This is a genomic window from Alkalihalophilus lindianensis, assembly GCF_032843265.1.
Lineage (GTDB): Bacteria > Bacillota > Bacilli > Bacillales > Bacillaceae_D > Alkalihalophilus > Alkalihalophilus lindianensis.
This window is the reverse complement of sequence record NZ_JAWJBA010000001.1, coordinates 685409-706505: the sequence shown is the minus strand read 5'-3', so window position 1 is coordinate 706505 and position 21097 is coordinate 685409. Positions and strand designations below refer to the sequence as shown.

18 protein-coding genes are annotated in these 21097 nt (G+C 38.0%); 4 read left to right on the top strand and 14 right to left on the bottom strand.

The genetic code is table 11. The features are described 5' to 3' along the window. Window positions 1-27: 27 nt before the first annotated feature. Window positions 28-576 (bottom strand): chromosome-anchoring protein RacA, encoded by a 549-nt coding sequence (gene racA, locus RYX56_RS03890; protein WP_317120820.1) that lies wholly within the window; start codon window positions 574-576, stop codon window positions 28-30. A 218-nt stretch (window positions 577-794) separates the two neighbouring features. Between racA and RYX56_RS03885 the strand changes: the two genes are divergently transcribed. Continuing rightward, on the top strand, window positions 795-917 hold the full coding sequence (locus RYX56_RS03885) for a hypothetical protein (protein ID WP_317120819.1): 123 nt from the start codon (window positions 795-797) through the stop codon (window positions 915-917). Window positions 918-964: 47 nt separating this feature from the next. On the opposite strand, the gene RYX56_RS03880 is transcribed toward RYX56_RS03885, so the two are convergent. Next, the gene (locus RYX56_RS03880; protein ID WP_317120818.1) at window positions 965-1915 is read right to left on the bottom strand and encodes a DUF2515 family protein; all 951 of its coding nucleotides are present in this window, start codon (window positions 1913-1915) and stop codon (window positions 965-967) included. A gap of 164 nt (window positions 1916-2079) precedes the next feature. On the opposite strand from RYX56_RS03880, the gene recU reads away from it, so the two are divergent. Then, window positions 2080-2688, top strand: a complete 609-nt coding sequence (recU, locus tag RYX56_RS03875; protein WP_317120817.1) for a Holliday junction resolvase RecU — start codon at window positions 2080-2082, stop codon at window positions 2686-2688. A gap of 32 nt (window positions 2689-2720) precedes the next feature. Further along, window positions 2721-5408 (top strand): PBP1A family penicillin-binding protein, encoded by a 2688-nt coding sequence (locus RYX56_RS03870; protein WP_317120816.1) that lies wholly within the window; start codon window positions 2721-2723, stop codon window positions 5406-5408. 32 nt (window positions 5409-5440) lie between these two features. Here RYX56_RS03870 and RYX56_RS03865 read toward each other — a convergent pair whose 3' ends face one another. From RYX56_RS03865 to RYX56_RS03830, 8 genes are all read right to left on the bottom strand, one after another. After that, complete coding sequence (locus tag RYX56_RS03865; protein ID WP_317120815.1) at window positions 5441-9010, bottom strand: dynamin family protein; 3570 nt, start codon at window positions 9008-9010, stop codon at window positions 5441-5443. 83 nt (window positions 9011-9093) lie between these two features. Further along, entirely contained in the window at window positions 9094-9558 is a 465-nt protein-coding gene (locus tag RYX56_RS03860) for a YpoC family protein (protein WP_317120814.1), read from the bottom strand. 29 nt (window positions 9559-9587) lie between these two features. Then, the gene (nth, locus tag RYX56_RS03855) at window positions 9588-10244 is read right to left on the bottom strand and encodes an endonuclease III (protein ID WP_317120813.1); all 657 of its coding nucleotides are present in this window, start codon (window positions 10242-10244) and stop codon (window positions 9588-9590) included. Between the two features lie 20 nt (window positions 10245-10264). Continuing rightward, window positions 10265-10966, bottom strand: a complete 702-nt coding sequence (locus tag RYX56_RS03850) for a DnaD domain-containing protein (protein ID WP_317120812.1) — start codon at window positions 10964-10966, stop codon at window positions 10265-10267. A gap of 156 nt (window positions 10967-11122) precedes the next feature. Further along, window positions 11123-12415 carry an asparagine--tRNA ligase gene (asnS, locus tag RYX56_RS03845; protein WP_317120811.1) on the bottom strand — a complete coding sequence of 431 codons (1293 nt, stop codon included), beginning with the start codon at window positions 12413-12415 and terminating at the stop codon, window positions 11123-11125. A gap of 156 nt (window positions 12416-12571) precedes the next feature. Beyond that, window positions 12572-13756: a pyridoxal phosphate-dependent aminotransferase gene (locus RYX56_RS03840; RefSeq protein WP_317120810.1), complete on the bottom strand. Its 1185-nt coding sequence runs from the start codon at window positions 13754-13756 to the stop codon at window positions 12572-12574. A 105-nt stretch (window positions 13757-13861) separates the two neighbouring features. After that, window positions 13862-14350 (bottom strand): cell wall elongation regulator TseB-like domain-containing protein, encoded by a 489-nt coding sequence (locus RYX56_RS03835; RefSeq protein WP_317120809.1) that lies wholly within the window; start codon window positions 14348-14350, stop codon window positions 13862-13864. Between the two features lie 11 nt (window positions 14351-14361). Then, the gene (locus RYX56_RS03830) at window positions 14362-14532 is read right to left on the bottom strand and encodes a YpmA family protein (protein ID WP_317120808.1); all 171 of its coding nucleotides are present in this window, start codon (window positions 14530-14532) and stop codon (window positions 14362-14364) included. A gap of 111 nt (window positions 14533-14643) precedes the next feature. On the opposite strand from RYX56_RS03830, the gene RYX56_RS03825 reads away from it, so the two are divergent. After that, window positions 14644-14814, top strand: a complete 171-nt coding sequence (locus RYX56_RS03825) for a hypothetical protein (RefSeq protein WP_317120807.1) — start codon at window positions 14644-14646, stop codon at window positions 14812-14814. A gap of 77 nt (window positions 14815-14891) precedes the next feature. On the opposite strand, the gene RYX56_RS03820 is transcribed toward RYX56_RS03825, so the two are convergent. From RYX56_RS03820 to RYX56_RS03805, 4 genes are all read right to left on the bottom strand, one after another. Next, window positions 14892-16202, bottom strand: coding sequence for an amidohydrolase (locus tag RYX56_RS03820; RefSeq protein WP_317120806.1), 1311 nt, complete (start codon window positions 16200-16202; stop codon window positions 14892-14894). Window positions 16203-16234: 32 nt separating this feature from the next. Beyond that, entirely contained in the window at window positions 16235-17086 is an 852-nt protein-coding gene (locus tag RYX56_RS03815; RefSeq protein ID WP_317120805.1) for a ComEC/Rec2 family competence protein, read from the bottom strand. Between the two features lie 99 nt (window positions 17087-17185). Next, on the bottom strand, window positions 17186-20005 hold the full coding sequence (gene dinG / locus RYX56_RS03810; protein ID WP_317120804.1) for an ATP-dependent DNA helicase DinG: 2820 nt from the start codon (window positions 20003-20005) through the stop codon (window positions 17186-17188). A gap of 38 nt (window positions 20006-20043) precedes the next feature. Continuing rightward, complete coding sequence (locus RYX56_RS03805) at window positions 20044-21042, bottom strand: tetratricopeptide repeat protein (protein ID WP_317120803.1); 999 nt, start codon at window positions 21040-21042, stop codon at window positions 20044-20046. Between the last annotated feature and the right edge of the window lie 55 nt (window positions 21043-21097).

Below are 21097 nucleotides of genomic sequence, written 5' to 3'. Positions count from 1 at the left end.
CTTATCATAGCAAATGAGTAAGGGGATTTAAAAGGAAAACATCTGCTTAAAAGACCTCCACTTACGCTTAGGTTCTGCTCCTGCAGCTATTGGTAGTTCTGTTTCGTCCCTAAATGGATCGTGAACTTTTTCCTCCATCTGATCTAATCTCGCCTCTAGTTTTTGGAGCATTTTCATCATATTCTCAATTTCTGAGCGATGTTTTAAAAGTTGATAGCTCACCACTTCATCTGCTTTTTGTGATAATTGCATCTCTAAGTCTTCAACACGTCTCATCACTTGATCAAGCTTCTCATCATAGGCGGCAGCTGAGACCTTCTCCTTTTTCACTGAAGAATTAGGACGCTTATTGACCAAGGATGAAAACTGAGATAGATCAACTTCTTTCATTTTTTTCCCTTCTTGCAGCTGTTCTTGGATTGATTTTAATACGACAACATGTTCATCTGAGAAAAAATAATGACCATGCTCATTTGTATCACAACCAATTTCAAAAAACTTCATCCAACGTTGAATCGTAGTAGGGTTTACACCTAATTGTTCTGAAACCTCTTTTGTCTTCATCGTCATTTCCATAAGACGTCCCTCCCGTAATGTTTTCTAAAGAAACGTTTCGCTACTGACCATGCTCATTTCCTGCTACCTGACAAAACTAGAATGCATTCGTCAAAGAAAGCCTCTAATTACACTTATTCTACAAATCGATGACTTTTTGACGAATTATCAGGAATGCTTGCCTCTTATACATGTATTTTCATTTCAATAGCCATACTAAGTATAAGGAGGGATAGAACATGGATAATAAAACGAACAAAAAACAAGCACAAACAAACCCGAACCAGCAAAGAGATAATCAAAAGGATTCTCAATACACAGGTGACAAGAAATTAGGCGGGCCAAACCGTCCTGCTGAATGACTTTATAAGACGAAAAGCCGAGATGGTTGCCATCTCGGCTTTTCGTCTTATAATCGGCTGAGCTTATACAACCAATAGAGCTCTACTCTCTTTTTATGTACCCACCTTCTAATCTCTTTAGGCTTTTTTTCCTTTACCCGCCGAAAGAAAGACGTCACACCTTTATGATTAGTAGACCAGTCGATCCCTTTAGCTGGAGGGTGAGAAAAGATTGGGTAGGTCCATCTAAGAATTGGACTTGAATTTTGCGACTCCATTTTACAAATCCGTTCATAATCCCTTCTTGAACCTGTATGTTCGATCGAATACATAAAATCTAGAATGTCTGTGTGAATAGTTGGATGGAACAGCAACATAGCTAATCGTTTACCAAGCTTAATTCTTTGGCCTACATTGGCAAAATTCCGGACATACTGACCATAAACAGAGCCCTCCAATGTCGGTAACAAAACATAACTAAAGTGTGCATGTTCTTCTAATTGATATCGTAAAGTGTGAAAGATCTTTTTTGAATATGTTTTCCTACTCATCACTTCTTTTTCAAGTAGTTGCTGTTCATTAATTATAAGCGCTGTACACAAACGGATTTCATCTCTTTTATCCCAAAATACTTGCCACTCTTTCTGCATGAAGCTTGAGACATTTAATGCCTTTAATTGTTCAAATTCTACTAGTTGATTTTTTTTCTTCCATTCATATAGTAGTAGTTGTGGGTATGCATCTTGAAAGATAAGCCAATTAGAACGTTCGTACATCGCAAAGATCGTGGCTCTTGTACTTGGCTCAAGAATTTCTTTAAACCAAGTGCTTTCTAGATCAGTCATATTCCAACCCGCATTTCGTGAGACGATACCAGCGAGCAGAGCCCAACGAATTTCAGGATTTCTTTTGTAAAAACGTTCATATGCCTTCGTTCTTGAAATATTATCAAGATTATTTTTCATCGTCATTCGCTTTATTTTTTGTATTTGAGTTTCTGTAACTGAAAGATGATTCATCGTTAACCTACTTTCATTTGTCACACACTTCTCAAAATTACTATCTACCCACTTTAACAAGAGATGTGGTAAGATTGTGTGATGGAATCTAATTCTTAGTTTCTAACATTTTTTACATTCCATGCATGAAAGTGAGAGATGATTTAAAAAAGGTTGTGATGAAGATGACGATTCGCTATCCTAACGGAAAACGATTTGAGACTTCAACTGTAAAAAAAAATCAAACAAAAAAGCCAAATCAGATTACCTACAGCAATCGAGGAATGACATTAGAGGAGGATATAAACACTACAAATGAATGGTATGTCGAACAAGGTCTTGCGGTGATCCATAAAAAGCCGACACCTGTTCAAATTGTACAAGTAGATTACCCACAACGAAGTGCAGCAGTTATAAAAGAAGCGTACTTTAAACAAGCATCTACAACCGACTATAATGGTGTTTATAAAGGACGTTATGTAGATTTTGAAGCAAAAGAAACAAAAAATAAGACTTCCTTCCCATTAAACAATTTTCACGACCACCAAGTAAAACACATGAAAGAAGTCTTAAGACAAGATGGGATTTGTTTTGTCCTATTACGTTTTACAACAACAGATGAAGTCTATTTACTTGATGCAAGTTATTTGATTTCTTTCTATGAGGACATGAAACATTCGAGAAAATCGATTCGAAAGTCTGATGTTGAAAAATATGGACATTTGATTAAAATAGGATATCAGCCACGAATAGATTACTTACCTATTGTACAGCACGCCTACTTCTCAGAATAATAAGTAGCCGATGTTAAGAAAGGAAGATTACGATGTCAGAAGAACAAAACACACGAACTGGTCGTCGTCAAAATCGTCAACAAACCAAAAAAACAAAGGGATCGAGAAAAGGAATCTTTAAAAAGATTCTCCTAACACTCGTTACTCTTGGAGTGTTAGCCGTTATTGCAGGAGGTGTTACAGCCTTTGTAATGATTCAAGGGGCCCCACCATTAGATGAAGAACGATTGAAGTTATCTCAAGCTGTAATCATTCATGATAAAAATGATGATGTTGTATCTCAATTAGACTCGTCTGAACGACGAATTACGATTAGTATTCAAGATGCTCCGCAAGTATTAGAGGATGCATTTATTGCCGTTGAAGATATTCGTTTTCATGAGCACTTCGGGGTTGATGTCAGACGTATGTTTGGGGCTCTTGCTGCAAACATAACCGGCGGCTTCGGTGCTGAAGGAGCTAGTACCATCACCCAACAGCTTGTAAAGAACTTATTTTTAAATGAGCAGAAACAATTAACACGTAAAGTTCAAGAGCAATATTTAGCCATCAAATTAGAACAAAATTACTCTAAAGACCAAATTCTTGAGATGTATATGAACCAAATTTATTTAGGCTCAGGTGGCTGGGGTGTTGAGGCAGCTTCTCAGAGTTACTTCAGCAAGTCCGTTCAAGACTTATCTCTTGCAGATGCGGCCCTTTTAGCAGGGATTCCACGTCGACCGAGCTTCTATGATCCACTTCACAATCCTGATGCTGCGGAGAGTCGTCGTAACTTAGTCCTTTCCTTAATGGAGCAACATGGAAAAATATCAAGTGAAGAAGCTGAAGAAGCAAAAGCAATTCCAATTGAAGATCAATTGAATCCTTCTGAGGATAGAGAATCATACACGTACGAAGCGTTTTACAATCAAATCATGCAAGAAATCGAAGAGATGGAAGGCGTGTCCATTAGTGATTTATATCACTCTGGGTTAAGAGTCTACACAACACTTGATGTAGAGGCACAAGAACATGTCGAACAAGTATTACAATCTGATCAATTCATATCCAATTTTCCAGATAATGAAGACTTTCAAGCCGGTGTGACGTTAATGGATACGAAGACCGGTGAAATTCGAGCGATCGGAAGCGGCTTAGAAGACACTGGCATCCAACGAGGTACAAATTATGCAACTGGAATAAAGAGACAACCGGGATCGACGATTAAACCGATTCTTGACTTTGGTCCGGCGATTGAATACCTTCAATGGTCAACGGCCAAAGTCTTAGTGGATGAAGAACATACTTATAGTAATGGAACTCCCTTTAGAAACTTTGGTGGGACATATGAAGGTGCGATGTCGATGCGCCGTGCTCTAGCTCGATCAAGAAATGTCCCCGCTGTTAAAGCCCTTCAGGAAGTTGGCGTCGACCGTGCAGCTAATTTCGCGCAAGGGTTAGGCATTCCAATTGATAAAGACCCAATGCCTGAATCATATGGCTTAGGTGGTTTTGATACCGGGTTTTCTACGTTAGAACTTGCTGGGGCTTATGCAGCATTTGGTAATAATGGAACGTTTAATAAACCTCATACGGTACGTAAAATCGTTTTCCCAGATGGCCGTGAAATGAACACTGCACCTGAGCCGACAACAGCGATGAGTGATTATACAGCATATATGGTCACGGATATGTTGAAAAGTGTCATGACTGATGGTACCGGAACAGCAGCCCATATTCCTGGTCTACCTGTAGCTGGTAAAACAGGTACAACAAACTTCGCTCAAGAAACTCGTGAGCAATACAATATCCCAACCGACGGGGTACCTGATGTGTGGTTTGCAGGATATACAACGAATTACACTGCTGCAGTATGGTCTGGATTTAGAAGAAATGATGAGGGGAACTATCTTCAGGCTGCTGAAGAGCGTCGTCTTTCACAACAGATCTTTAAAGCAGTTATGGAGGAAGTATCACGTGGCGTTGAAACGCCAGACTTCACCATGCCTAACTCTGTGGTAAAAGTTGGAGTTGAACGTTCAACTGGCCTACTGCCAAGTGAATTCACTCCACGAAGTGAAATTGTCGAAGAGTTGTTTGTACGTGGAAATGAACCATCACGTGTGTCAGAGGAGTTTATCCAGTTACAAGCTCCATCTAATATGACGGCTGGTTACGATGAATCATCTAATCAAGTCATTGTAAGTTGGGATTATCCAAGTAATCAGCGTTCTGCTGTTACGTTTGAATTGCAGTTAAGTGTGAATGGATCAAGTCCTCAAACAGTAGCAGAAGGATCCGATATGCAATATATCTTAACGGATATTGAGCCTGGTTCAACTTATCGCTTTATAGCTACTGCAGTGTCAAATGACAACTCAAGCTTACGCAGTGACCCTGCAAGCGCTGAGGTAACTATTGGTGAGGAAGAAGAAGAAATTGAAGAACCAATCGAGGAAGAAGAAATTGAAGAAGAAATTGAAGAAGAAACAGAAGAACCTGAAGTAGAAAATGAAGACGAAACCGAGCAAGAAAATGATAACAACAATAATGATAACACCGATAACAATGGAAATAACGGTAATGGCAACAATGGAAATGGTAATGGTAATGGTAACGGTAACGAAAATAATGATGAAACTGATACCGAAGAAGAACCTACAGCACCAGAAGAACCAAACGATTCTGCTGAAGCTGAAACCAATACCAGCTCGACTAGAGAAGAGGAAGATGAATAAAAAGAGGGTGCGCCATGGCGCACCTCTTTTTATTATTGGATGAAAGCTTTAAGGCTCTTGTATTCCTTTTCAATCGCTTCTTTTTCATCATCCGTCATGATCATCGTTAATCGCTCAAATTCTCGATCTAACCCTTTTACGATCTGCTGTTTCATTTCGCTTTCTACATCATCAAAGATCAATGCGCTTTCCCTATTTATTTCAGCCTCTAGCTTTAGTAAATAGTCTTTTGCCAAAGTCGTTCCGTCATTCACTAATTGATCTTTTAGTTGACGAGTGCCTCCCTCTTCAAAAAAGCTCTTGAGAGTGGATAGGGACGATAAATAAGATGTAGGATCTAAAGTAAAAATATGATGTTGTCGTTCATGATTAAAGGAAACATTAAGTTCTTCAAGATCTAATAAAAAACTTTGAAAATCCCCACGTATTGACTCTTCCATTTCTCTCATCCAGCTTACTAACGATAGCTTCATCGATGTTTCAACACGAAGAATCGTCGCTTCTAATTCCTGTGATAAGAAATATTCACCTGAATTTCTCCATTCTTTGATCGCTGCTACAAACGTTTGCTGCTGAACCTTCTTTGTTTTTCCCGTAACAGTGGTCACATTAATCGCGTCTGTATACTGATCATTTAAAACGTACTGAACGCGTTCCCGTAAATAAAGAAATAGTTCAGTTATTTCTTGAGCAGTTCTTCGTTTTGCTGATACCGGTTCAACCTCTAAAATATGATTCTTCCACTTATCTACTTGTTCTTTTCTCTGTGCTTGTTTCTTTTTTCGTACATCCTCTTTTGCATCAACAAAATCAATCGCCTCTTGTAATTGATTAAGATAGGTTTTTACCTCTTCTTGAATTAAAGAGAAACTTAATTGCTTTAATTCCTGTACGGTCTCTGTGTAAAAAGCGTCCTCAAATCGACTAAACATCTCATCATGTTTGGTTTCACTTTCCTTAGCTGCCAATCCTTTTTTACTTGAAAGCGGATAAAGACGTGGCTTCTCTATCCCAATATTTAATAGCTGATCATTGATATGCTTTTTAACCCCGTTTAATTCAGCTGGACTGCTCGCTAAGTCTGCTGCATTTAAAATGAAATATAATTTATCGTGAGTAAATCGATCGTTTACTTTAGCCATTTGAGTTAGGAAATGTTGATCAGATTTTGAGAATGCATGGTTATAATACGTCACATAAAAGATCGCATCAGATTCTCTCAACTGAGTAAATGCTACATTCGTATGTCGCCCATGAATAGAGTTAACTCCTGGGGTATCGACTAAAACAATTCCTTCAAGGGTGAGTGGACAATCAAAATAAATTGTCACATGATCAATTAAACAAGCATACTGTTCATCAGCTACATATTGAGCCAATGTTTCGTGATTGACCGATAACTCTTCCCCTAATTCCCATTCTGTTGTTTTTAAGCTTTCTTTTAATGTTAGTAAATATGATACATAGGTCCTTTGCCAACTAGTGGCTTGAAGAGTATCTTTTGGTCTCCATTTTTTTAAGTCAGTGATGGTTATATTCTCATCTAAATGTTTTGCAACTGATTTGATTTCTTGATCCAATTGTTCTCGTGATTTAAGCTCTACTCTTGCACTCAGATGAGGATGAGCATCATCTGAACGCTTTACCGTCGTAACAGTGGCCGTCGTTGGATGTGGAGACACAGGTAATATTGAATCACCTAATAAAGCATTTGCAAAGCTTGATTTCCCGGCACTGAATGCGCCAAATAATGAAATGATAAAAGAACGATCATTGTAACGATTAATTCGCTCAATCAACTTATTTTTTTCATGATCCAAGCTCATTGGAGTTTGATTTGTATTCATAACATTCACGAGCTGATCGAGCCAATCCTTTGCTTCTTTATCATTGAAAACGTCACGCTTACTTTCTTTTTCTTCTTCCCAAGTTGTTTCAATGACACTTTCTTTCGGTAGTTCTACTTGACTAAAAACAGATTGATCTACATCTTCTGGGACCTCTCTGTTTGCCATTCCATCTAATTGGGTTTCAAACCGCCCTTTATCATTAAAATCAGTAGCAATTTGATGGATGTTCTCTTTTTCTTTATTATAATTCTCTTCAATTTCTTCTATTTTCAACGTATATACTTCGATTTCTTGATATCGTTTTAGTTGATTTGATAAGGATTTTTTTTTCGTCTCAACATGCTTGCTGAGACCAATTATATATAGGTCTACTACTCCTTCAGCTTGCTTTCTTAGCTCTTTAATGAAGTAAGCCGTTCGATCTTTCGTAAAGGTAAAAACATAATCTCGATCAAAATGTGAAGCAGTAACGGCTTTGACAAAATCATCTCGTTTAACTTCAACATGGAGCTGTGAAATCGCTTGTTCGAATTCTTCTCGATTTGATAAATGAGTACGGTCATACTTCTCAAACAAGCGATGGATATGAAATTCAAGTTGACTTTTCAATTTATCTTGTGTACTAGCTATGAGCTTTTTCAGACGCATCTCACGTTCTTCTTCTGTTTTTTTCTTAGTAAATAATAACCCTACTCTAAAATTGGGCTGCATGGACTCTAACCATTCCCGCGTTAGCTCGGTTGTTTCATAAGGAAAAATGGTGACATCTTTCGTTAAGTGGTTCCAATTTTCATCAAAGCTTTCATGAATAGATAGTTCAAGACGCTCATTTTCTACTAACTCTTTTTGAGCCTTCTCTTTTTGTTTCAAGTCTTCTTTATTAAAGCCATTCTCACTTAAAGTATCTAGCACTTCCTCAATCTCGTCTTGCTTTTCTTCTTCAAGCCTTTGAGCAACACTTAAATAAAAGCTTTCATTTAAACGTTTTTTAGATGTCATCATTAATTCATGACTGTAATGAAGAATCGCTTTGATTCTCTGTTTAAATGCATCAAATTGATTAAGAGGATGTTGATGGACTTTCATACTGGTGAAGTAAAGATCTAATGGACGAATACCCCACTCATTGAACCCGTCTAACACTGATTGCTTAAAGGACTCAAAAGATAGCTCCTCTTCGTCATGTTTATCAACTTGGTTTATCACAATGTAAAGCGGCTTATTTTCATCAGATAACTGCTTTAGAAAATACAAGTTTGTTTCTGATTGAATATGATTATAATCCATTACATAGACGATTAAGTCTGTCGTGTACAGAGCTTCCATCGTCACTGCCTGATGAGTAGGGTCTGTAGAATCTACCCCAGGGGTGTCATATACAACACTTGAAGGGTGCATAAATGGCAAAGGAGCATAGATCGTCATTTTAGAAATATCGGATCCATTCATTCCCCATTCTCTAACACGCTCCCATGGAATCTCACCATTCCATTCTTTTTCGGTCTCATCGATTCGCTCAACATGTAAACCTAACTCACCATTCTTTATTCCAATAATGTTTGCACTTGTTGGAATGGGACTAGTAGGTAATACTTCTGCCCCTAATAACTTATTAAGAATCGTTGATTTACCTGCAGAAAAATGCCCACAAAAAGCAACTTCAAAGCGATCATCCATCTCTTTTTCTCGAATCATCTTTTGCCTGAGTGCTTCTGTTTCTGTAAATACAGGTTGTTTTACATCTACTTTCATATCGTTTCCCCCACTCGATGTAATCCCTTACTTTTTATGTATTCTGAACGTTCTGTGTGTGAGGCGTCGCTAACTGGACACCGTCACTTTCTTTGGATCACTTTACTTCTCGCATAACATTTTTCAATTTCTTGCATTAACATTCGTAGCTGAGTGAAGCTATGATAGGAATTTGGCTTAGTTAAAATAAACATAATCCTTTCCTTTATATTAGCAGGTTTTAACCCTAATGAGTCGGTTTGAGTAGCTAAATCATAAAGTTCTATCAATTCTTTTTTATTCATCCAAAAAAGAGCATCGATGCATAATGCCGTCATCCGAATCATATTCGATGTAACCTGCATTGTTTTTCTGCTTCGAAAGAGAGGAATTAATTCCTTTTCTGTCTCTTTCCAAACAGAGAATAATGGTGGTAAATATACCTCGGGCTCTTTCCAAGGATAACATTCTTTTGTAATATCATAATAAAAACAGACTGAGCGCAATCGTTCGCCATATGATTGTTCTGCTTTTATTTCTACTGTATCTGATTCATAAAAAGGAGCCATTTTAAAACCTTCTCGTATAGTGAGTTGCATTAGAGAAGTCCTTTTGCTTTCAATCTTTTCTTCCCTTCTCTACACCTCTCAAGTAATGGACAAGTTTCACATCGAGGCGACTGTGCCTTGCAGTGATAACGTCCAAAAAAGATAAGCCTGTGATGAGAGTCAGACCATAGGTCTACAGGGATTTTTTTCATTAGGGTTTCCTCGACTTCTCGAACATTATCTTTCCACCTGCAAATACCTAACCTTTTTGAGACCCTCTCTACATGAGTATCTACAGCAATAGCTGGTACTCCAAAAGCAACAGAGGTCACCACATTAGCTGTTTTCCGCCCTACACCAGCCAGTTTGACCAATTCATCTCGCTCATGTGGTACTTCTCCATTGTATTGCTCAATTAACGACTGTGATAATTTTTTTATGTTTTTTGCTTTACTGCGAAATAATCCGATTGAACGAATATCTTGCTCTAACTCCTCAAGAGGAGCTGCGATATAATCTTCTGGTTTTTTGTACTTCTCAAATAAACCTGGAGTGACCTTGTTTACAAGAGCGTCGGTACATTGAGCTGAAAGAACAACGGCAATTAACAATTCAAAGGGGTTTGAATGTGTAAGTTCACATTCAGCGTTAGGATACATTTCGGCGATAACATCTAATACTTCAATTGTTTGTTTTTTAGATAACACGTTCTTTCTCCATTTCTTCGTTATTTCTGCAGCCAATTAAAACTTGGATAAGAGTCTGACCGTACACGTTCTTTCTCTTGTTTTCGTGGTTGTTGGTGCTTTCTAAATTTTTCACCGTGGGCTTTTGCTTGTGCGATTGTTTTGATACCATTCCGCTTCCATTCAAACAAAATCCGATCGATATATCTAAAGTTCAACTTTCCTGAAACAACTGCTTCGCGAAGTGCACCTATAATGAGCTCAGGAGAGTGATGGTCTTGGTCAATCCACATTGATAACGTTTCTGCTTCAATTGGTGATAATGGACGCGAGAATTCACTTTCAAACATTTGATATAAATTGGCTGCATTCTCTTCTTCCTCTTTTTCAACCCCTTTTGTTTCCTCGGACTGAATAAACGAACACAATTTTTCCCAAAGTGGGTCAAGAGAATAATATTCATATAGTATTCCATGTTGGTCCCATTGTTTATCTAATGATAAATATCCTTTTTTCACGAGGCCGCCCATAAGAGCCGCACATTCACTTGTCGTCAAGCTCATTCTCTCGCTTAAACGATCTGGAGTAGGAAATGGTTCGCCTTGCTCAATAAATGATTGAACCTGCAATACACAGGCAAAATCTTGTTCATTGAGCCCAAGTTTTGCATAATTTTCAATTAAAAAAACGGGTACTACCACTTGTTTTTGGCTGATCCATTGAAGTAATAATTTCTGATTCATAAAAACACCTCTGCCCGCTATTATAACATGCATCCACTTCGAAGTCGTTGTCTTTTACACTTCTTAGCCTCTAACAATTGTCTTTGTTCTACACATGAAATTGTTAGAATATAAAAACTAAAAAAGCCCCCAAATTTGGAGGCTTCACCATACGTATTAAGGATATAAACGATTTAGAAGACGTGGGAATGGAATCGATTCACGCACGTGTTCAACTCCAGATAACCAAGCCACTGTACGTTCTAGGCCAAGACCAAATCCTGAATGTGGGACTGAACCATATTTACGCAGATCTAAATACCAATTATACGTATCGAGTGATAAATTATGTTCTTTAATGCGTTGTTCTAACAACTCGTAAGAATGAATACGCTCTGATCCTCCAATGATCTCACCATATCCTTCTGGAGCAATCAAATCCGCACATAATACAACATCATCACGATTCGAATCCGGCTGCATGTAGAAAGGTTTTAATGATGTAGGATAATGCGTAATGAATACCGGCTTATCATAATGTTCGGCAATAGCTGTTTCATGAGGTGCACCAAAGTCATCACCCCACTTAATGTCATCAAATCCTTTTTCATGTAAGAATTCAATCGCATCATCATATGAGATACGTGGGAAAGGAGCTTGTACTTTTTTAAGCTTCTCTGTATCTCTGCCTAATGTTTTAAGCTCAAGCTGGCAATTTTCTAGCACTGATTTTGCGATGTATGAAACGTATTGTTCTTGTATCTCAAGACTTTCTTCAAATTCAACGAAAGCCATTTCTGGTTCAATCATCCAAAACTCAATTAAATGACGACGCGTTTTAGACTTTTCTGCTCTAAAAGTAGGTCCGAATGAAAATACGCGTCCAAGAGCCATCGCAGCTGCTTCCATATAAAGTTGACCACTTTGAGATAAGTAAGCATCCTCATCAAAATATTTTGTAGCAAATAATTCAGTCGTGCCTTCAGGAGCACTGCCCGTTAAAATAGGTGGATCGACTTTCACAAAATCATTATCATTGAAAAATTCATATGTTGCACGAATGATTTCATTACGAACTTTCATAACAGCATGCTGGCGTTTTGAGCGTAACCAAAGATGACGATGGTCCATTAAAAACTCCGTACCATGCTCCTTAGGTGTAATTGGATAATCCGTTGCTTCATGAAGAACTTCTACTTTAGTAACAGTGAGCTCATACCCTGAAGGCGCACGATCATCTGCACGAACTACACCTGTAACATAAAGCGAGCTCTCTTGCGTTACATTTTTAGCACCTTGGAATACCTCTTCTCCAACTTCTGCCTTTACAACTACTCCTTGGATAAAGCCTGTACCATCACGTAATTGTAGAAAAGCAATTTTACCACTTGAACGTTTATTAGCTAGCCAAGCACCAATTTTCACTTCTTGCTCGACATAATTTCCCACCTTGGCAATTGTTGTTTTCACATTATTCCCTCCATCACTTACAAAAGCTATGTATATCAGTCCTCATTATACCCTTCTCAGAAAATTGAAGTCAACGTCTTGTGGAACTTATTATTCTAAAACAAGGTAAAACCCTTGCTATGTTTGAATGAGCAAGGGCTTAATTGGTTGTGATGATTACTTTGTTTTTTTACGAACGAAGCGTTCAATTCTCTCTAGTGCACTCAGAAGCGCATCAAGAGAGGTTGCATATGATAAACGAACATTATGTGGAGCTCCAAAACCAGAACCTGGTACTAACGCAACTTTTTCTTCAGCTAATAAATCTTTCACCCAAGAATCTACATCATCGTATCCATTTAATTTGGCCGCTTCACTTACATTAGGGAATAAGTAGAATGCTCCTTTAGGTTTCACACATGAAACACCTGGAATAGCAATTAACTTTTCATATACTTTATTTAAACGGTCTTCGAATGCTACACGCATATTCTCAACTGAACCATCATCTTCTCTATATGCTGCAATTGCCCCATATTGTGCACTTGTCGTAGGATTTGACGTACTATGACTAGCAAGGTTGGTCATCGCTTTTATAAGCTCACTAGGACCTGCAGCATAACCAATTCTCCACCCAGTCATAGAATGAGATTTAGAAACCCCGTTTACCACGACTGTTTGATTTTTTAGTTCAGGTGAAACTTCAGCTATCGATGTATGTATCACATCACCATATACAAGCTTTTCATAAATTTCATCGGAAACGATAAGTACATCATGTTTTAGGCAGACGTCCCCGAGTTCTTTAAGCTCTTCTTTTGTATAGAGAGAACCAGTTGGATTACTTGGAGAGTTCAAGATCACAGCTTTTGTTTTCTCTGTTAAGACAGCCTCTAATTGTTCTGCTGTAATTTTAAACTCATTGCTTTCGAGTCCTTCTACATAAACAGGTACTCCACCAGCTAATTTAACTTGCTCAGGATAACTAACCCAATATGGCGTAGGAATAATCACTTCATCATTTTCATCTAACAATGCTTGAAATAACGTGTATAAGATGTGTTTGGCGCCTGTGCCAACAATGATTTCATTTGCCTCATACGTTAAGTCTTGATCAGATTTAAACTTATCAATAATTGCGTTTTTTAATGCAGGTAAACCACCAGATGGCGTATACTTCGTGTGTCCTTCTTCCATAGAGCGCACTGCAGCGTCAATAATATATTGCGGCGTATTAAAATCAGGTTCGCCTGCACCAAGACCGATAACATCATGACCTTGTTCTTTTAACTCTTTCGCTTTTGCAGTAATCGCTAATGTTGAGGATGGGGTTAATGCAGATACTCTTTGTGCTAATTTCATGTCTAAATTGTCAACTCCCTTATCATGACTATCTAATACTATAGAGTGTCCTCTAAGATGAATCAAGTGTAGATTCTGAAAAGACAAACGATTTATGCAATTTTTTTAGTCAGTTACATTTCGAATACTATAACGCTTTATAAAAGTACCTTCGTCAAACGTTAAATAATAATATCCCTTTCGCTGATTGGCATCATTATACATCACTTCGTATACCGGGATCCCTCGTGTAAAGCCTAAGCGAATTTGTTCAATTTGACTCTCACCTAGTGCGCGTTCTGCAATAGAAAGCGCTTGTTCATAAGTGATTCCATCTGACGCTTTACGATAATTGACCGTTTCAAAGTCATCTTTAACCCATACGATCGCTTCATCACCATCTTCATCTAAACCTTTCACAACATAATGAGCTGTAGTCCCATGATAATAGTGGACACTATCAATGGACTGTAACAACTCATTGCTTGTAACGAAATTAGAAGCCTCTGTATAATTTTCAACAAGTGGCTCGCGAATAATATGATAGGCGTATGCACTTGTACCTGCAATGACGATACATAAAACAGTCAAAATCGTGATAATAATTTTCTTCATTTAATTCCCACCTATGTTCTGTAAATCGTAAAAACCATTTGCTCTTCGTTTTTTTCATCCATTGATAAGCCAAACATTAAATCTTGTTCTTTTAGTGTTCGATTTAATGTGTCCACAATTTTATACAAATCACTCGCTTTTTGTACTCTTACCGTAGATAGAACTTCCATTTTTTGATCCATTTTTTTCTCCTCCATTTTCACAAATCAAATCCTATTTGCTCAAGTTTTTCTAGTCATATCATCTTTCTTATAAGCCATACTAAAAGTAAGCTAAAGAAAGGAGGCGAATGGATGATGCATCACACATCAAAGACCGCCTCTTTGTTTCAAGAACAGAAGGAAACCATATCTTTTGTTGGCCGCAGTGGACATGATTGGCATCAATTGTTTCCCATTTCGATCCGTCAAACTAAATTCCCTGCTTATTTTGAAAAGGATCCTTCGTCAAAAGAACAAGCTTAAGATATTAAATCAAAAATACTATTATTATTTTTAGTTCACACCTCAACAAGATCCTGCCCATTATGGTGCAGGACTTTTTAGATTAAGGATTGAATCCGTCGAAATTCTTGATTGGCATCGTACTTAATTTTTTCTTCATCCAACGTCAACAGTTCTTTATTTCTCATTAGCGCCTGTCCTTTAACATACATATCTGTAACGTCTGAACCCTTAGCAGCATAGACCAAATGAGATAACGGATGTGCTTTTGGTTGGAGATGTGCAGCAGATGCATCCAATAGGATAAAGTCTGCTTCATACCCTTCTTTAATCATGCCTACATGATCATGTTCAAGGATATCTGCTCCGCTCTTGGTAGCCATTTCAATGGCAGTTTCAACTGGAATTAAAATAGGGTCTTCCTCTATACCTTTGTGGATAAAGGCAGCCATTCTCATCTCTTCAATCATATCAAGCGTATTGTTAGAGGCTACACTATCTGTACCAATTCCAACTTTCACTCCTTTTTGAAGCATTCTAGAAATAGGTGCGACACCTGAACCTAATTTTAAATTACTGATCGGATTGTGACTAATGGCTAATTGATAGCGCCCTAAGAGGTCAATATGTTCTTCATTTAAGTGAACACCATGTGCAAACACCCACCTGGCTTCTTCAAGCACACCCATTTTTTCTAAATGTTCTAGGGGGTGTAGATGGTATTGTTGAATATGTTCTCGTACTTCTTTTCTCGTTTCAGCTAAATGCATATGTATGGGCACATCTAAGTGAATCGCCTCTTCTACAATTCGCTCAATAAATGTAGGAGGGCAAGTATAAGGTGCATGTGGGGCTAGCATTGTTTTTATTCTTGAACCTGCTTGATTATGCCAAGTTTTTGCAAAATCAGTAGCTTCTTTTAATTTTTCTACTTGCTCATCTTCTGAACATAGCCCAATCATGGACCTCATTAATGTAGCTCTAAGTCCAACGCGATCAATATCTTCAGCAAATTCGTTCATAAATAGATGGTACATCTCTAAAAAGGTGGTCGTACCTGAACGAATCATCTCTACCATAGCAAGGTTACGAGCTGCTTTAACCGAAGCTTTATCAAGTTTCGCTTCAAAAGGCCACATTTTTTCCTGCAACCAGCGGTCAAGAGGAAGATCATCTGAATATCCACGTAACAAGCTCATACCTGCATGCCCATGTGTATTTACAAAACCAGGAAATAACCACTTGCCAGTACCATCTATTACATGATCCGCTTGTTCTAACTCTGAATCCATCGGTTTGCCACTAGCGATTTTCAGAAATTTCCCCTCATCAAAAATAACATATCCCTCATCAATCCACCTAACATCTTCCCCCGTTAACATTGATACTGTATGTAGCAATGTAGACATATGCTCACCTACCTTGTTGGTTTCACCCTTTGTTAAAAGCGAATGGTAAAAAGATCATAATCATTATCACGAACTTTAATCATAATCGTTCCATGTTGCTTTGTTTCATACGTATCTATCCACGTCTCCTGTAACCTCTCTAACACGCTAGAGCTAGGGATATGGTCATGTAGATTAAAAATAACAGCTACTTCGGGGTCGAGTGCCTCTAAAAACTCAACATCTGTGCCCCTTGCCTTTCCGTATTCTGCCACTTTTAATACATTTACTGTTGAAAGGTCTTTCTCCATCCAATTGTGTTCAAGTTCTTTTGAAGCTTCATTAGCTAAGAACAAACGATGATCAATGCCAATTTTAACATCCATATTTAAAGACGGGACGATGGAGTGACTACTTTTTAAGACTGAAAAATGAAGATCAGGATGTAATTGATAGTCCGTTTCCTCACTCCAACTTATCACCTCAGTTGAAGAGCTTGAAAATAGTTCTTGTGACCATTTTAACCCTTGTTCGGCAACAATCAATTGTTTAACTTCAATATCATCTATGAGAAGTTGAGTTGCCCCACTATATGAATCCTCTAAGTTAGGTAGAATAACTTGGTCTAATGAAGTAATCGCCAAACAATCTAACCTTTCCTTGAGTTCTTCAAAAGAGCCTTTCGTACCCGTCCCCACTAATATACTGTGTTTATCAGCTGTATGCAGCAAAATCGACTCACCTTCTGGTAAATCTAAAAACAATACAGAAACTTCTCCACTTGCCCCTTCGAGAACTTTACCGAGTTCGACATGTTGTGAAGCAAACCCTATAAGAGGGTTCCATATCACCCATAAAAGCATAATCAAACTAAATCTCACGAATAAAAATGCTGTTATTCGCATCTAGTACACCCTCCAACTTGATTCATTCTGAACTAAAGAATTAAGCTTTTAGACTAGTATGCGATAAAACGAGATTCGATATGTGCCCTCTTTAAATGCTTATAAGTAATCCTCATAAAGATCTAATAAAACTTCGAGTTTGTCTTCATGTACTGGTACATCCGGCAATGATTTAATAAACCCACTACCATACCTCGTTGTAGAAATGCGACGATCTAACACGAATACACAACCTCTATCTTCCTTTGTCCGAATGAGACGGCCAAACCCTTGCTTAAAGCGAATAATCGCTTGAGGAAGTGAAACATCCATAAATGGATTCTTACCCTCATCCTTAGCTCGCTGCAGCTGAGCTTGTAAAAGTGGTTGGTCAGGAGGAGAAAAAGGCAGTCTCACAATCACTAAGCTAGTAAGTTCATCTCCAGGCAGGTCAATCCCTTCCCAAAAACTACTTGTTCCAAAAAGTATAGCCTCTTCTGCTTGCTTAAAACTTTTAATTAATTTAGCTCGAGAGCCACTTGTTATCCCTTGACCTATAAGTGGCATGGGTTCCATTTCACTTAAATCCCGAATATATTCATACACCATTTTAAGCATCTCATAGGACGTGAATAGTACAAGCATTTTACCACGCTTTCGCTCGGCAATTCTCCACACCTTAATAGCTGCATCCATGGCAAATTGTTTATCTGAGACATCTTTAATACTAGGCATATCAGTGGGAATTAACAACTTGGCTTGCTCCTGATAAGAGAATGGAGAAGCGATCGTACATACTCGCGTTCCAAAATCAAAAAGTCCAAGCTTTTCTAACTGGTAATCGAAAGAACCATTTATTGATAATGTTGCTGAAGTTAGAATGACACTTTTTTTCTTTGCAAAGAAATCGTCGGCCAGTCTTTCAGCAACTTGTATAGGCTTACTATAGATGAAAGTAGCATTTTTAGCTCCACGTGGTTCAATTTCAATCCAATAGACAAAATCAGGATCTGCTTCAAGAAGTAATTCATAAAGAGTTTGTTCCTCATCAGCTAATGCCTCTAATAGTCGTTCTGCATCAGTAAGAATACCGTGATCACCATAACTTATTGAATCCTTCACTTCCCCAAATTGATGAATAATCGTACGAAGACTCTTTGTGATATCTTTCATAAACATGTGAACGCGCATTGTACATTCTAATATTGCGTTCCATATACTGCCTGACTCATCAAAACTTTGATAACGATAACTTATTCGCCCTACATCAGAAGCGACTGTTTTACTTTTATCAGCAACATAATTATTTAACATTCGAAAAAGCTCATCAAGCTCTTCTTTCATTACTTGTAAATGCGATACTGCCTCACTAACCAGGTGAGAATTCCCAACCTTATACTCGTTTATTAAACGTTCAAAATGCGGAAATAAACCATAATCTTTATCGAGACCAATCCTCTGTAATAGATAAGAGAACGTCACAAAATCTGTATTCATTCCTAAATGGTCACTAGCAGCTTCAACAAGATGATGCGCCTCATCTATAACCGCGTGTGAATAGGCAGGGAGTATCTGTTGTTCGCGAACTAAGTCTGTTAACAATAAAGCATGGTTCGTAATGACAAGATGAGCAACTCTAGCTCGCCTTCTAGCGCGGTGATAGAAACAACGAGAGAACCAAGGGCTGTTCTTCCCTAAATCAGACTTTGAATCGCTTTGAACATCAAACCAAAATCCACGATTGCCTGAAGACAAATTAAGTTCTTCTACATCGCCATGATCAGTCTCTGTTAACCATACTAAAATTTGCGCCTTCATTAACCGTACATCATACGTATCGTCTGCTACCGTTTCAAGTGCCTGTTCAAATTTGCGTAAACATAGATAATGACTTCTTCCCTTTAATAAAGCAATTGTTACAGGAAAAGGCAAAAGCTTTTGAAGTAGTGGTAGATCTCGTTGAAGTAATTGATCTTGCAGGGGAATCGTTTGTGTAGAGATCACGACCGGCTTATTTACCTCTTGGGCATACATAGCTGCAGGTAGTAAATAGGCTACAGACTTACCAGTACCCGTCCCTGCTTCAATTAATATATGCTCATTTTCGTGAAAAGCATGATCGACTTCATCCATCATCTCGACCTGACCTTCTCTTGCTTCATATTTCTTAAAAGCTTCGTTTAGGCCTTTTTTTTCACTTAAAAGATCATTCCTATAATCTTTGAATGTGACTGGTTTATCAGAGGATGTCTCCTCAACACTTTCATTCCTTTTTTTCAGAGCTAATTGACGATAACAATCAAATTTTTCTTCATCTTCAGTCCCATGTAACAGTTTAGTGGCAATAAAGGAAGAAATCATCGGTTCTAACTTGCTTCTGAAATGCCTCACAATCGGAATGAGTTGTTGTAAGGTCAATATGGGTAGTTGCTCCAGTTTATTCAATAAATGTAGAAAAAGTTCAGCTGTTACTTCTGCATCACTATCAGCTTGATGCGGACGGTCATGGCTGAGTCCTAATTGCCATGCTAAGTGACCTAATTTAAAACTTTCTTCTTTCGGTAAAAGCAATCGTGAAAGTTCTACCGTATCGTAGCAATTCATTTTAGGCATTTGATAGCCCTCTAAATCGAATTGTTTTTTCAAAAAAGAGAAATCAAACGGTACATTATGCGCAATGAATCCGACATTATCGAATAACGGAAGAAGTTCAGGGCATAATTCTTTAAATGTCGGAGCTTTTTGTACCATATCATTCGTTATGCCCGTTAGTTCTTCAATAAAAGGTGGTATATCGACATTAGGATTTACAAAAGATGCAAACCGTTCCACGATTTCCCCATTTTCGATGATTACCGCACCAATTTGAATGATCCGATCACCCTTTGCTACTGAATGACCTGTTGTTTCAACATCTACTACAATAAAGCGATCGTTCATTTTACACCTCAATTAATCGTAACCTTATCTTATACAACTCATCTGTTAAAAAGGATTGAGAGTTGTACAGACTTCCCATGTGGCCAATGGTTCATTAACCATTCAACCGATGTGTTTACCTCGTGATTAAAAGCACACGGTGCCTCCATCTCAGCAAATAAACGAAGGGCTATGTCATACTCATCTAAAAGAGCGTAGTTCCAAGCTAATCCATGCAGGGTTTGATTGGATCGACTCTTTAATGCTTCTATTCGATCGTAGCAATGAATAGCGAGTCGATGGTGCCCATGCCATTCACTTATTTTAGCAAAAGCGTGAAGTGCTTCATCAGAATACAGTAATCCCAATGCAGAGAGGAAACAATCCCAAGCTTCTTTTTGACAACCCATTTCCCACTGACAACACCCTAAGAAAAAGTACGCCTCACCATCATCTGGCATCGAGTCAATAGCCTCTTTAAAATAAATACTTGCTTCTTTGTATTCTTTATTCACATAATGACATACCCCTAAATTATACACAACATCTATATTTGATGTAAGCTTATTCGCTTGTTGAAATGTTTCAATACTATGGTCGATTTGATCAAGTTGAGCATACTGGCACCCTAAACCAACATAAGCAAAATGGCGAGTCATAATTGAAGTTGTTGTTTGAATGAGGTATAGGAATGTTTCAATCGCTTGGTTGGACTCGCCACTATAAACAGCTGCAAAACCAAGGTAAAGTAACCTTAGGTCGTTTTCTTCCCCGATTTCTTCTTCTTTTTTTAGTGTTTGAAATGCCTTTTCAAACATCTCTAAAGTATAATAACTAGTTCCAATACTAGTATAAGAAAGAGGTTTTGCCTCCTCTATTTCACCTTTTTGTTTAAGGGCAATCAGCTTCTCCTCCATTTCACCCCAAGAGTCTAGAACAGATTGAGCAGACTCCTCTAAAAAATTCATTTGTTCTTCCTTTTCTTTTTTAGAATAATGAAACCAATTTTTATTGATCGTATGATACACTTTCTCCCAATTATGAATGAAATTACTCATAAAAAAAAACCCTCCTCTCGTGCCACTCCTCTTGCTCAGTGTTCAACGAATAGAA

Coding starts and splice junctions, on each gene's coding strand:
- racA (WP_317120820.1), bottom strand. CDS start 576: ATGGAAATGACGATGAAGACAAAAGAGGTTTCAGAACAATTAGGTGTA.
- RYX56_RS03885 (WP_317120819.1), top strand. CDS start 795: ATGGATAATAAAACGAACAAAAAACAAGCACAAACAAACCCGAACCAG.
- RYX56_RS03880 (WP_317120818.1), bottom strand. CDS start 1,915: ATGAATCATCTTTCAGTTACAGAAACTCAAATACAAAAAATAAAGCGA.
- recU (WP_317120817.1), top strand. CDS start 2,080: ATGACGATTCGCTATCCTAACGGAAAACGATTTGAGACTTCAACTGTA.
- RYX56_RS03870 (WP_317120816.1), top strand. CDS start 2,721: ATGTCAGAAGAACAAAACACACGAACTGGTCGTCGTCAAAATCGTCAA.
- RYX56_RS03865 (WP_317120815.1), bottom strand. CDS start 9,010: ATGAAAGTAGATGTAAAACAACCTGTATTTACAGAAACAGAAGCACTC.
- RYX56_RS03860 (WP_317120814.1), bottom strand. CDS start 9,558: ATGGCTCCTTTTTATGAATCAGATACAGTAGAAATAAAAGCAGAACAA.
- RYX56_RS03850 (WP_317120812.1), bottom strand. CDS start 10,966: ATGAATCAGAAATTATTACTTCAATGGATCAGCCAAAAACAAGTGGTA.
- RYX56_RS03840 (WP_317120810.1), bottom strand. CDS start 13,756: ATGAAATTAGCACAAAGAGTATCTGCATTAACCCCATCCTCAACATTA.
- RYX56_RS03835 (WP_317120809.1), bottom strand. CDS start 14,350: ATGAAGAAAATTATTATCACGATTTTGACTGTTTTATGTATCGTCATT.
- RYX56_RS03830 (WP_317120808.1), bottom strand. CDS start 14,532: ATGGATCAAAAAATGGAAGTTCTATCTACGGTAAGAGTACAAAAAGCG.
- RYX56_RS03825 (WP_317120807.1), top strand. CDS start 14,644: ATGATGCATCACACATCAAAGACCGCCTCTTTGTTTCAAGAACAGAAG.
- RYX56_RS03820 (WP_317120806.1), bottom strand. CDS start 16,202: ATGTCTACATTGCTACATACAGTATCAATGTTAACGGGGGAAGATGTT.
- RYX56_RS03815 (WP_317120805.1), bottom strand. CDS start 17,086: ATGCGAATAACAGCATTTTTATTCGTGAGATTTAGTTTGATTATGCTT.
- dinG (WP_317120804.1), bottom strand. CDS start 20,005: ATGAACGATCGCTTTATTGTAGTAGATGTTGAAACAACAGGTCATTCA.
- RYX56_RS03805 (WP_317120803.1), bottom strand. CDS start 21,042: ATGAGTAATTTCATTCATAATTGGGAGAAAGTGTATCATACGATCAAT.